At 38.2% G+C, this 13,651-nt stretch carries 6 protein-coding genes; all 6 read right to left on the bottom strand.

Annotation, left to right across the window (positions count from 1 at the left end; genetic code table 11):
* Positions 1-283: 283 nt before the first annotated feature.
* The 6 genes from LQ201_RS13640 to LQ201_RS13615 all read right to left on the bottom strand — a co-directional run bounded on the left by LQ201_RS13640 (position 284) and on the right by LQ201_RS13615 (position 13,563).
* On the bottom strand, positions 284-1,159 hold the full coding sequence (locus LQ201_RS13640) for a hypothetical protein (RefSeq protein ID WP_230143111.1): 876 nt from the start codon (positions 1,157-1,159) through the stop codon (positions 284-286).
* Between the two features lie 22 nt (positions 1,160-1,181).
* Complete coding sequence (locus LQ201_RS13635; protein ID WP_230143109.1) at positions 1,182-2,852, bottom strand: SusD/RagB family nutrient-binding outer membrane lipoprotein; 1,671 nt, start codon at positions 2,850-2,852, stop codon at positions 1,182-1,184.
* A gap of 16 nt (positions 2,853-2,868) precedes the next feature.
* Positions 2,869-6,039: a SusC/RagA family TonB-linked outer membrane protein gene (locus LQ201_RS13630; protein WP_230143107.1), complete on the bottom strand. Its 3,171-nt coding sequence runs from the start codon at positions 6,037-6,039 to the stop codon at positions 2,869-2,871.
* Between the two features lie 359 nt (positions 6,040-6,398).
* Positions 6,399-8,888 (bottom strand): M14 family metallopeptidase, encoded by a 2,490-nt coding sequence (locus tag LQ201_RS13625; RefSeq protein WP_230143105.1) that lies wholly within the window; start codon positions 8,886-8,888, stop codon positions 6,399-6,401.
* A gap of 185 nt (positions 8,889-9,073) precedes the next feature.
* Positions 9,074-10,504 carry a SusD/RagB family nutrient-binding outer membrane lipoprotein gene (locus tag LQ201_RS13620; protein ID WP_230143103.1) on the bottom strand — a complete coding sequence of 477 codons (1,431 nt, stop codon included), beginning with the start codon at positions 10,502-10,504 and terminating at the stop codon, positions 9,074-9,076.
* 11 nt (positions 10,505-10,515) lie between these two features.
* Positions 10,516-13,563 (bottom strand): SusC/RagA family TonB-linked outer membrane protein, encoded by a 3,048-nt coding sequence (locus LQ201_RS13615; protein WP_230143101.1) that lies wholly within the window; start codon positions 13,561-13,563, stop codon positions 10,516-10,518.
* Positions 13,564-13,651 lie beyond the last annotated feature (88 nt).

Here is a 13,651-nt window from a genome sequence, read left to right as displayed (position 1 = left end):
TTACACGCTAAATTAGGCTTTAAACACAAATAGGATTTTCATCTTAAGAAAATCCTATTTGTTGTAGTTCTAAATGCTTAGTGAGGTTAGCTCAGATTGGTAAACAGATAGAAACAATTATCAAATTCGTTTATGAAAATTTATAGCAATTTTCTATACAATTTATAAAAGATCAATATAAAAAAGCGCCGCTCTAAAATGATTAGCCTTTGAAAGGAATCATTTTAGAGCGGCGCAAAGGTAAGCTTATGTAAGCTGCTAAAGGATTAGCTACTTATTGTTATTATTTCTTTTTAAGTTTTATTGTAAAATCACCATAACTTCCCAAAGGAGAGGTATGTGATAATCTTACACCAACTGTTAAATCACACGGCGCTACAGCATTTGCTGCACTACCAGCCACACTAACAGCAGTGAATATTGGCGGGCCACCATAGCCACCATACGCTACACTTGCTGCTGATGTAGTATTATCTGTAGGATTTATCGTAATTACAATAGGCTTAACACTCACATCAGTTCCATAAAAGAAAGATAGGTGTGTAGCATCAATAATGGTTACAGGAACCGTTTGTCCAGCTGAATAATCAGCCCATTCATCGGTTACCACTGTATAAGGCACAATTGTACCAACAGCACCATAATCGCTCATTTTAAACTGACAAACTGCAGCAAAGGTAATTTGAGGTGTAGAGCCTGCAACTGAAGATAAGCCACCATTATTGGTCTCTCCTAAAGTTGAGAAGGCAGGATAAAATTTCCCACTTTCTGTCGTGATATTAGCACCAATGGTATAAGAATCACCAAGAACTGAAGATACGCCAAAGAGCGATTTAATCTGGGCACCAGTAAGTGTAATGTTTGTCGGATAAGAGGTAACACCAGCCTGTATAGTTTTAACAACTGCAGCATTACCATTTTTAATTACAACAATATCCAATTTAGAAGGCTTTACATCTTCTGGATAAAACAATGAAACCGAAAATTTTCCAACAAAAGCATCTGGAGCTAATGCAGAAATTGTAGCATCACCCGTTTTATCAACCGTTAACTGTGGAAGAGGTACCCTTTCAAGTGCCGGCAATTTAGGGTTATCTTCTTTACGGCATGCCGCGATAAAGAACGATGACATTAATAGATATATGACTAATTTTTTCATATTAAGTTAATTTAATAATGTTTTATGGTAACCAGAATGGCTTAAAAGTAGATGGATCTGATTTCTGTGCAGGAGCACTACCATTTGCAGATAATTCTGTATTAGACCAAGGTAAAGTTAATGGGTACTTTTTAGATACCTGAACATCTACTGCTGGTTGAATGGCCTGAGATGGATCTCCATTTATTGGCGGTTGAACTTTTCCTCCTGGCGCTTGGGCAGGGTTAGAAGGATCAAACAGCACAGGGAATTTAGTTCTTCTATAATCTGTATATGCATCTACTGCACTACCATAACTTGAGATCCATTTTTGTGTCATAATAGATTCTAATTGTTGCGCAGGCTTTGCATCATACTGAGCCATAACTGCTGCAATGTAAGCCGTTGCCGCTGGCGTACCTGCAACAGCAGGAACTGTTTGAGCAGGTTTTACATAGGTGGTGACCACATAATCAACTTGGGCGAATGCCTCGGTAATGGCGGCCTGTAAAGTTGCCTTTGCATCACCGGCAATCACACCTGCTTTCATTAGCTCTGCTTTCATAAACAATACATCAGCATAAGTAATAAAACGGTAAGGAGCTGCTCCAGTACCACTTGCCGCACTCGCTGTACCACCTGCACCATCATCATAACGACCACCAACTGGATATATACCAAACAGTGTCATAAAGTTTTGTTGCGACTGTGCAGCGTTTGGTCCTGTTGAACCAAAATAGATAGATAGAAAACCACCATCTCTATATTCCGTTGGATTTGTTGCTGAAGCTGTTGCTTTTATCTGATTGTAAAAATAATAAGGAAGACGTGGGTCTTTAATTCCTGTATAAATGTTGGGATTATATCCTTTTAAAATTTCATAAAACCAAGGACTTTGATATTGTGATCTTTGCGCGGCAAAATAATCACCAAAACCTGGATTTCGATCATCCGTTGCACCGTTAGGGCCAAATGGCAATAAGAAACTCTCAGCCGTTGTACTAATTAAATTGTTAGCTGCAATTAATGCATTTACATCAGCCGTCACATTTTTGGTTAAACGCTGTTGCAGCAATAGCTTCAATTTAATGGTATTTGCAGCCTTAATCCATCTAGAGATGTTGCCTTTATAGATTACATCATCATTACCGGGCACAATAAGATTTGATGCTGTCGCATTCAGATCAGCAATACCTTTATCTAATAAAGCAATTAATTGAGGATAGATCTCAGACCCTTTGTCGAATTTTGCACCAAATTTATTTTCAGAGACTAACTTGTTCACATCACTAAATGGAACATCTCCATAAATATCAACCATTTGGCTGTAACCATAGGCCTTCAATATCTCTGCAATCCCAACATACTTCAAGTTACCTTTTGCAGTACCTTCCGAAATGATGAAATCCAAATTGGTAAAAACAGCAGTGTACATGCCCGTCCAACTATTCACAATATTGAAATTCGCTCCTGTAGCATTGTACTGATTCGGATCTTCTCTAACTACCAGACGGTGCATATACACTTCCAGCACTTGGGAGATCCCACTTGAAGTAGCCAAATTTACACCTAGGTTTAATTGAGCTGCAGGCAGTAATTTATTTACACTTACAGAAGTAGGACTATAAGGGTCTGTATTAATATCCAGTGATTTTTTGCAAGAGGTCGCTAACAAAATCACCGCGGGTATAAAGTATTTTAATTTACGTATCATTATCGTATGTTTTTTGTTAGAAAGTTATGTTAACATTAAAACCATAGCGCTTAACTGTAGGTGCAGTAGAAAGTTCAATTCCCTGGATATTGGTTGCTCCAAAACTGTTGGTTTCTGGATCAAAATTGGTTCCTTTTGGAATATTAGGAGCATAAAACCATAAATTTCTACCTGTTGCGCTTACGCGGATCGAGCCAATTGGCGTTTTCTTAAACCAAGCTTTTGGAAGATTATAACCTAAGCTTATTTCCCTTAACCGGTACACTGTTCCATCATACACACTCCACTCATTTGCTCCGTTTGTAGCGAAAGTAGGTGCTCCACCTCCATTAAAATAAAGATCGTTAGTAGTTAATCTGGTAATGTTTTGGATCTTGTTCCCGTTAGCATCTAAAATTGGCTGAAATGTATTGGCATCTCCATAAACACCTGGAATTACCCATGTCGTTTCTCTATCATCAGTTAGCTTTCCTGTACCACGACCCAACTCATTTTGGATAGTTGTAGAGTAAATACTTCCACCTTTAGTATAGTCTAACAAAGCGGTTAACACAATCCCCTTATAAGTAAAGGTATTGGTAAAGCCTAATTTAAATTTAGGGTTAGGATCACCGATAAAACTCGGCTCAATATTATCAATCAACGTACCTGTATTGGGATCAATCAATAGATTACCTTCATTATCACGTGCACTTGTAGTACCTCTTAAATAACCATATGGCATCCCAGCTTCTGCATAAGCAGAATAACCTGTTGAAGCTGCGAAACCAGCTAAATCGATTCTAGTTACGCCATCCTTCAACTTATCAACCATATTTTTATTACGGGTGAAGGCTAAAGTAAGATTCCAGTTAAAATCTTTAGTTCTAACAGGCACTCCTGTTAATTGTACCTCAAAACCTTTATTACTGATTTGTCCAATATTGGTATTGTAAAATTGATACCCAGAACTTGCAGGTGCATCTATTGCCTGAATTAAATTGGTTGAGATTTTGTTATAGTAAGTGAAGTCAAAGTTAATTCTTTGAGAAAAGAAACTTAATTCTGTACCCACCTCAAACTCTTTGGTAAACTCTGGTTTTAAATTAGGATCGTTTGCTGTAATATTTGAGCTTGCATTAGGTACACCTAAGAAATTTGTGTTAAAACTAAAACCATTGGTTATTCCATATGGGTTCGCATCACGTCCTACCTTTGCATAACTTGCTCTTAACTTTCCATAATCAAGCACTTTACTTTTCAACTGAAAAGCGTCAGTAAAGATGAATGTTCCTGAAATTGCCGGATAGAAATAACTTCTGTTATCTGTTGGTAGGGTTGAAGACCAATCATTACGTCCGGTGGCAGTAATGAAGGCGTAGTTTTTATAGCCAAATGTTGCTTCAGCAAAGACACCAAAAATCCTTCTTCTGCCGTACGAATCTACTAAGAACGACTGCTGAACCGTATTGTTTAGATTATGTATCCCTCGCTCAATAAATTGATTTCCTCTATTAGCCTGTCTAGTGGTCGTTCTCTGATTAAAGTTAAAACCAAGTAAACCGTTGAAAGTAAAATCCTCGTTAATTTTTGGTTTTAAGTTTAATAAAGCAGTTGATTCGATTTCTTGTTTCCGATAATTGTCTAGTGTTAATCTACCCAATCCTTCAGCAGCTCTAGAGCTTACTTCGATCACCTCACGTCTACCAAGTGTATTTACGTTTGTTCCTACAGCAACAGAAAAATTAGCCCATTTGGTAATATCATAATCTGCTTTTAAGTTTGCAATAAAACGCTCTTCCGCAGTATTCGTAGTATTATATTTAGCAGACCACAATGGGTTATCAAACTGCCCAGCACCAGCGTAAATAATACTGTTTCCGTTTTTATCCTCAAAAGGAAGACTTAAATCCCAGTTACGTCCTAAAAATAATGTTCTTGAAAACAATGAAGGCGCACCATTCTGGGTTTCACCGAAATAGCCCCCATTTTGTACAGAGCGGCTATAACTTAAGTTTCCACGGATATTTAAACCATTATCCAATTTAGAACTACCACCAACCGCAATATTTGTACGATTGTAATCTGAGTTGGTAACATATCCCTTTTGATCTAATTGCGACGCCGTAATTACGAACGCACTTTTTTCATTACCACCATTTAGGTTGATGGAATTCTCTAAAACATAACCATCTTTAAACAAGCTGCTCACGTTATCCGGATAAGCCTGATAAGGAACCTTACCCGTAGGGAATAATTCTGGATAGGCGGCTAAATAGGCAGGCCAAGCTGGAATTTCTTTTAGCGCTCCACCAAATTTAGGGCCCCATGAACCGTTGGAAGCAGAATAGTTGCCATAAGAACCCGTACCATAATTGTTTTGAAGCTCAGGCAATTTGGCGATTTGCTCCAATGAAGCTGAACTCTTTAAATTGATTTCCAGTCCTTTTTTTCCCGCTGTTGCACTACCCGATTTTGTGGTAATCAACAATACACCATTTGAGGCTCTGGAACCGTATAAAGCTGCAGCACCAGATCCTTTAAGTACCTGAATGGAAGCAATATCATTTGGATCGATGTTCGCAAAACCACTTCCGTAAGCACCACCACCACCTAATTGGCTTGATGTAGTTACCTGATCATTGCTATACGGTACCCCATCAACAACAATTAATGGTTGTGCATCACCAGTAAAAGAGGTATTACCACGAATCTGTATACGCGTAGCCGATCCAGGTGTACCTTGAGACGCACGAATATCAACACCCGCTACCTTCCCTTGAAGTGTTTTTAATACATCGGGCTCAGAAACCTGGGTAATTTGTTCGTTGTTTACTTTTCCAACACTTGCACCAAGAGATCTTGATTGACGCACAACACCGAAAGAAGTAACTACTACCTCATTTAATTGTTTTGCATCTGGCGCTAATGAAATATTAATCGAATTTGATGCGCCTACAGTTGATTCTGATGCGGCATATCCGATGTAAGAAAAGACCAAAACTGATCCGTTTTTTGCAGTAATTGAAAATTTACCGCTGGCATCTGTCGTAGTGCCATTCTGTGTTCCTTTTACCCTTACACTTACCCCAGGAATCGGAAGTTTATCATCCTGAGAAGTAACAGTACCAGTAACCGTTCGATCTTGTGCAATTGCATTTACAGCAAAAAACATAAGAATGAACAAACTTTGTAGAAGTTTTTTCATAATTAGAAAATAGGTTAGTTAATGATGGGCCTAATTTAAGGGATGAAAAGGATGTTAGAAAATTTTTTTTAACAATTTTTAACAAAAGCAACAAAACAAAAACTAACAGCCTTTAATACAATACATTACGAAATGTTAAATATTATTTTAGCGACAAAAAATGTTAATATAATATTAATTAATGGCGATTTCATGTCCTCCTTAACCTTAAATTCCACCGTTCAAACTAGAGATTCAGGAGCTAAATGTAATTTTTAGCTCAACTATTCTAATAAAATCTACAAAAATTCATCTAATTGGGCGTACGCTTTGCCTAACGATTTAGAAATCAAAAGGTATGTATGATAGAATTTATAACTTTAATAATTACAAAAAATTATATTCCCGAATAAGGTTTTCCCACCCTCCCAGAAGTTTCTAAACAGCGGATCGTTAGCCAAATAAACGACCTGGCCACGCCCGAAATCTTGTACGCCGATAAGGAGCCCGGTTTTAAGCTCTTCCCTTGCTTTTTTACCAACTACACCTGCCATTAAGCTTTTTTCGTTAATTAAACCCACATTCCAACCTTTAACAAAAGGCTCATAAATCTTCCGGTCTGTTTTTAAACTGTAGTAAGTTTTACCCAAACCATAGGAGAACGGGTGACTAGCATCAAGATTGATCCGATAAATGGCACCGGGTATGGTGGTTTCGAAATCATCTCTATCCTTATCCTTGAAAAGAAGTTTGTTTGCCTCTGGCTTTTCATCTTTTTTTACAACGGACTCCTTCTTTTTAATATCAAATCCCTTTTTCTCGAATACACTTTCGATGGCATCTTCCATCAAAATCAATCTGCCTCCTTTATTCAGCCACGCAGTTAAACCATCACCAATAAAAGCACTGTAACTTCCATCCGGTAAAATCAAGGTGTTTACCTTATTAATATCCAGGTTATTCAGATCCTTAGCATTAATAATGCTTGGTGAAAGATTTAGATCATGTTCAAGAAAAAACCAAGCTTCGCCGAAAGCGAGAGAAGAAACCTCCATACCAGATACAATGGCAATTTTAGGCTGTTTTAACAATGGATAAACATTAGAGCCAAAATCCTTTCCCTTTTCTACAAAACCACTGCTAATTGCCTGAATTGGTCTGTTCAAGGTTTTGGCGATCGACGCAACCTTATCTTTCGTTCCTTTGATCAGTTTTTCGTTTTCTGCCCTCAACACAATTAGGGTTCCGGCAGGATAGTCTTTACCATTTACGGAAAAGGGCTGATCGGCCTGTCTAACTTTTATATTTTCTTTTTGCAGTGCCGTTAAAACCTGAACATCTTCGCTTGTTCCCCAACTAAACAACCAGGCTAGGGGCTTCTCAAGTTCATTACTGATTATCTTTGGCTCTTCAATCACTGAGAATTTTCCTTTTATGCTTTCCTTGCTGGCATAGCCCTTTAATCCGTACACATAAGGTAGGGCCCAAGCTGTAATATCATAGGTATTAGAGTCGGTTACAAGGGTTTGGGGCTCTAATAAAACGTTAGCCAAAACTGCCCGTGGCTGCTGAATATTAACAATTAAATCGTTACGGGCGATGCTAAAATTTTCTTCCTTCTGGGTATCATAGTCATAACCTCTTCCTGTTTTATCACCACCAAAAGCAAATTCGATTTTATTTTTGGTTAGCAGTTCAGCCAGTTTTTTTAAGCGCGACAAATTAGTCGCTTTGATGATATAGCTTTTATAAATGCCAGGACTATTGGCCAATTCTTGCTGGAAATATTTTTTATACTCCTCTAATAATTTATTATGGTTTAAAGAGGTTACTTCAAGGGTCGACATCCCTGTTGTAAAGTGATGGGCTATTCGGTCTTTTAAAGTTAACGTATCGCCATCATTCGTTACTACAGATAATCCGGCCCTGATTCCCCCCTGCTCATAGGTCATACCAATTGATCCATTATACAAAGGATAAGTATCGCCATAAGATGGGTATAACAAATCAAACCGTTCTTTGGTGAAGTATTGCCATCCTTCTGCATCAAAATACTTGGCATTATTTTTACCGACTACCACCTGGAAACTTTTTTGCCAAGGCGTAATGTCCTGATGAACCGGTTCTGCCGCCGGTGCAAAATAGTAAGGTTCATTATAGCTCTGCTCATGAAAATCGACATGTACCTGAGGCATCCATTGGTTATACAACGCTAACCTTTGCACGCTTTCAACCTGCGTTTGCCAGGCCCAGTCGCGGTTTAAATCGAAATAATAATGATTTGGCCTACCACCTGGCCATGGCTCTATGTGTTCTCTTGATAATGGATCAGAATTGGGAGTTTTCCCCACTACACTATTAAAATAATTCACATAACGGTCTCTTCCATCGGGGTTTAAACAAGGGTCAATCACTACAACTGTATTTTTTAACCATTCTGTTGCAGGTTTATTATTACCCGAAACCAAGGTATAAAGCATCTTCATTGAAGTTTCAGTTGAGTTTGCCTCATTACCATGCACATTATAACTTAACCAAAGTATGGCAGGCTGATTTGCTAAATCGACACTATTAGTGGTGCCCGTTGCTAAAACTAAATTGTTGTTCCTGATCTGTTCAAGTTTGCTTATGTTTTCTGGTGAAGAAACAACTGCAACCATTAACGGTCTACCTTCATTGGTTTTACCATATTCTATCAGTTTCATGTTTTTAGCAGAAGCCGCAGCGGTTTGCCTAAAATAATCGGCTACTTTATGGTGCGGGGTGAAGTGCGAACCTAACTGGTAGCCCAAAAAATCATCGGGACTTTGTATTTGGCTATAAACGTTTAGATTAATGAATAAAGCAAGGCAGAACAGAACGTATCTCATGAAAAAATAATTGTTTAACCAATAATACATAAAATAAATATGATTTGAACACCCACATTCATATCATTTTTGTGGTCAAGTACTTCTTCTGAATAAAAGTAAAGCCCCCATTACTGGAGGCTTTACTTTTATTATAAAATCAGATCATAAAGCAATGCCATTCGAACTGCCATATGAAAACCAATCTAATTGGCCCACCAAACCTTTGTTGAAGTAGCGATACTTTGTTGTGGCTGTGGGTTCGAGGTAATTTCTTGCGAAGGGTAAGGAAAGCGTTGTGGAATATAAGGTTTAAATGCATTTTGAACCACAGATAAGGCAGGATACCCTGTTCTCCGCCAGTCGTTATAGACTTCAAGAGATAAAAAATCGGCAATATATTTTTCGTCAATTATTGTTTTTAAAGGGACTGAAGGATCAAGTGTTGCATGGGCAGCAAGATAAGTAGCCTTATCTGCAGCAGATACATTCAACATATCCATGTGTGCAGCAATGGCACTGTTATATATCGGCGTAGCGGCTGCCGCTCCTGATTTATAAAGTGTAGCCTCTGCCTTAATAAATAATGCTTCTGCATAAGTAGCCAGATATACTGGGGCTGCCTGCGCTATTTTTTGTTTGTTCTCATCTCCATCAACATCCCCTCCATAAACGATACCTACTGTAGCATAAGTGGCCGGATCTGTTGCTGCAGCCGTACCGCTTGTTCTTCCAACATAATCATTATCCGAACCTGGGTTTGCCATTATAGGCAGCCGAGGATCGTTATTTAATTTTAACATATCGACAAAATTTGAAGATAAAACAACCCCACCAGCTCCTGGCAGCGTATTCTGATACCAAGGATTTTCAGCCTTTGCACCACCAGCATAGGTTATCATTGCATTATCAGCATTTGAAGTAAAACCATTTTGAAGTGCAGTAAGCGCCAAATCTGCTTGAGTAGCTGCATTATAGCCTGCCGCTTTGCTTAAACGTAAATAATATCGTGCCTTCAGGGTATAAGCAAATTTCTTCCAGGCAGCTAATTTTCCTTCGTAAATAAGATCATCACCCCCCATCGCTTTATTTGTATTTGGTGTATTTAGCTTTACAATAGCGTCATCGAGCGTTGTTTGAATAACCTTATATATACTTTCTTGCGAATCGTAAACTGGCTTAAGTCCATTTAAAGAATTAAACGCCTGTGTGTAAGGTATATCACCCCACAAATCGGTACAAACGGCTAAATTATAAGCCAATAAAATTTTACCAACGCCCGAATAACTGGTATTACTTTTCTTATCCGCATCGCTGATCATATTACGCAGGTTATAAAAAATAGCGGGATAAAGATCAAAGCTCCAGGTATTGTTTACATCTGTTGGAGTAATGCGATACGTATCGATATTTGGCGATTCTTGATTTAGCGCCAGCTGTTGTGTCCAATAAGCCGTCGTTATTGAAGGGTACCCCCCAACAATCTGCGTAGTGGTATAAAGCTCAACAGGGGTTAAAATTAACGACTCTTGTACTTTTAATGGATTATTGGGATCTTGATTGATATCAAGAAATTTCTTACAACTACTAAAAGAAAGCAGTAATAAAGTGGCTATTGAATAATATATAACTTTCATGTTTGCTTAGATTAAAAGGTTGCTTTTATTGCAAAATTATAACTCCTGTTTGTTGGGGTAACAAAATTGGTAAAACTTGCGCCATTACCTGTTCCATACAAACTCACCTCTGGATCTGAACCCGTATAATGGGGGGCATAGATCCATAAGTTTCTGCCAGTGGCAGCTATACTCAATCCTTTAAATGGAGTTCTCTTTAAAAGCGATGGATTAAAACTATAGGATAAGGTTACCTGTCTTAATTTATAATAAGTGCCATCCTCTACACCTGTTTCATCTACCACGCTCTCATTATTTTGGTAGTATCCCTGATCCAGTTTTGCAACGGTTGTATTTACCTTCCCGTCACTTTCTCTGATTCCATCGAAAACTGTTGTTGCCGTTCTATCTTCAGTCTTTTTGGTTGTCCCGTAAAAATCTAAATAATGGCCATCTAAATTATAAACATCACCGCCATACCTCATGTCGAATACGGCTGATAAACTAAAACCTTTATAAGCGAAACTTGTAGTTAAGCCGGCATTCCATTTTGGTGTTGTGTTTCCGATTACGCCAAGTTGATCATCAATAATCGGATAGCCCTCATCATCGATTAATAACTTACCATCGCCATTTCTTTTATACCTGGAACCATATATTACACCATAAGGTTGGTTTTTGTAGGCAAAAATACCTGGGTTTGTAAATCCGGCAAATTGGATATTATCCAAATCTTTACCCAGTTCTGTAACTTCATTTTTAATTTTTGAGAAGTTAAGTCCAATATTCCAGGTAATATCCTTTGTTTTAATCGGTGTGCCGTTAAGGATTAATTCTATCCCCCTATTGTACATGCTGGCGGCATTAATTGTTGCAGCATTAAAACCTGATGACGGCGTAATTGGAGTAGTGGTAATCAGATCAATACTTTTTTTGTCGAAATAAGTAGCTTCAATACTTAATCTACTTTTAAACATCTTTAATTCGATTCCAGTTTCGAACTCTTTTAATCCTTCATTTTTAAGATTAGGATCACCATAGGTATTGGTCATTAAAAACCCGTTGTTTTTATCGTAAGGGAATTCGATGTTCGAAATTACAGGATGAAGATAAGGTGTAGTTAGTGCATATGGGCCTACGTTATCGTTTCCTACATAAGAGTACGACAGTCTGATCTTACCAAAATTTAATATGTCATTATCCTCTAAATGAAGTGGCTCGGTAAAAATAAAAGCTGCCGATGCTGAACCATATGGATAATAATTTTTATCCTGACTCAGAACCGAAGTTCCGTCATAACGCCCGGTTAATGAAAAGGATAACATTCTTTTATATTCGGTTGTTAATTGTGCATAGTACCCAACTTTTCTTCTGGTGTAATTATTTATGGAAGATATTTGAGTAGAGGCATTGTTAATATTGTAAAAATCGGCCGCAGATAAGCCCACTCCTTTATCAAACACAATCCTTTGCGAGTTGCTTAGAATGTTGTTACCTATTAATATGCTACCAAACCAATCTTCATTAAAGTTCTTCTTGGCCTCAACAATAATGTCATTATTAAATTGCTTATAATTTATTTCACGGTTATACATCTTACCATCTTCAGATTCTCCACCTACTATTCCTGGTGATTCATGGTAGTTACTGTTATCATTGTAAATGTCAGCACCACCACGTTCGGTTATGGTTAACCATGGTAAAGGATTGTAGCTCACTGTAAGTACAGGTAAAAAACGGTTAACTGCAGATACAAACTTAGTGTTATCTACCAACCAATACGGATTGTTTCTGGCCGCTCTGTATACACGTTGTGAACCATCAGGGTTTGTGGTTGGGAATGGATCCCATGAGATAGGGGCAGCATAGACAGTCCAATAAGGACTGGCCAATCCATTTCCTTCTGCTAAACGGTTATTTACAGAATTAACATAATTAAACTGTCCGTTAACAGTGATATCTTTTGTGATTTTATTGGAAAATTTCGTGAATAGCGAATGTCTTCCAAAATCTGTTGATGGCACTGTTCCGTTCGTTTTTAAATAGGAATAAGAAACCAGATAAGTTGAGTTATCTGTTGAACCATTTACTGCTAAAGTATTATCAGTTGTAAAACCTGTTTTAAAGAACTCCTTTCTAGGGTCGTGCTTTTGCACTGGCTGTCCATTTACCGTTAAACCATCAATAAGTGGGCCCCATGATGATGAACTGAGTTGGCCATTATTCCCATCAACATAAACGCCATTACTGCCTTGGGCATACTTATCTTGAAACTCAGGAAAAATAGGGTTATCAAATGTTATTCCAGAGCTTAAGGTCACAGAAGGTTTTCCTTTTCCTGTTTTGGTGGTAATAATGACTACGCCTCTAGCGGCAGCAGCACCGTACAAGGCACTCGCGGCGGCTCCTTTTAAGATGGTTACACTTTCAATAATATTTGGATCAATATCTATGGCACGGTTCGATGTTCCGCCAGCACTTAATGCTCCATCAGGATTACCTGCTTCGGAGTTATCAATTGGCACTCCGTCTAAAATAAAAAGCGCGCCGTTTTCTCCTGTTAATGAAGTATTTCCCCGGATTACGATTTTTGAGGAGCCTCCGGCAGCACCACTTGAATTGGTAATCTGCACACCAGCAACCTTACCTGCCAGGGCATTAACCAGGTTATTTTCTTTTGCATCTACCAAGGCGCTTCCACTAACCTCTTGTGTAGAGTAGGTAAGCGTACGTTTCTCCCTTTTTATACCTAAGGCTGTTACTACTACTTCTCCTAAAATTTTCGAATCTGGAAGCAACACCACGTTGATTACATTAGAAGAGCCTATGTTTATTGTTTGCATCAAGAATCCCAAGGAAGAGAATTGTAAACTTTTTGCACCCGACGAAATTTTTAGAGAGAATTTCCCATCTGCTCCGGATGACATGCCTATATTGGTACCGACTACCTTAATACTTACTCCGGGAATTGGCGTTCCATCTTCCTTAGCGGTAACCGTACCCGTGATGGTTCTTTCTTGTGCCATTGCGATGGATGCAAATAGCAGCAGAACGAACAAACTTTGTAATAGTTTCTTCATGATTTAAATTAGTTTAGTTAATAATGATCGAAAAACAATGCTTAAAAACTGCCGCAATTCGTTTATTCAGCAATGAATGTAGAGTCTT

The organism is Pedobacter sp. Bi126 (assembly GCF_918698245.1).
GTDB lineage: Bacteria > Bacteroidota > Bacteroidia > Sphingobacteriales > Sphingobacteriaceae > Pedobacter.
Note: the sequence above shows the minus strand (reverse complement) of the source record. Positions and strands in the feature narration are given on the sequence as shown.

Bases quoted from the DNA above. Each gene is read 5' to 3' on its own strand.
- LQ201_RS13640 (WP_230143111.1), bottom strand. From the start codon at position 1,159: ATGAAAAAATTAGTCATATATCTATTAATGTCATCGTTCTTTATCGCG.
- LQ201_RS13635 (WP_230143109.1), bottom strand. From the start codon at position 2,852: ATGATACGTAAATTAAAATACTTTATACCCGCGGTGATTTTGTTAGCG.
- LQ201_RS13630 (WP_230143107.1), bottom strand. From the start codon at position 6,039: ATGAAAAAACTTCTACAAAGTTTGTTCATTCTTATGTTTTTTGCTGTA.
- LQ201_RS13625 (WP_230143105.1), bottom strand. From the start codon at position 8,888: ATGAGATACGTTCTGTTCTGCCTTGCTTTATTCATTAATCTAAACGTT.
- LQ201_RS13620 (WP_230143103.1), bottom strand. From the start codon at position 10,504: ATGAAAGTTATATATTATTCAATAGCCACTTTATTACTGCTTTCTTTT.
- LQ201_RS13615 (WP_230143101.1), bottom strand. From the start codon at position 13,563: ATGAAGAAACTATTACAAAGTTTGTTCGTTCTGCTGCTATTTGCATCC.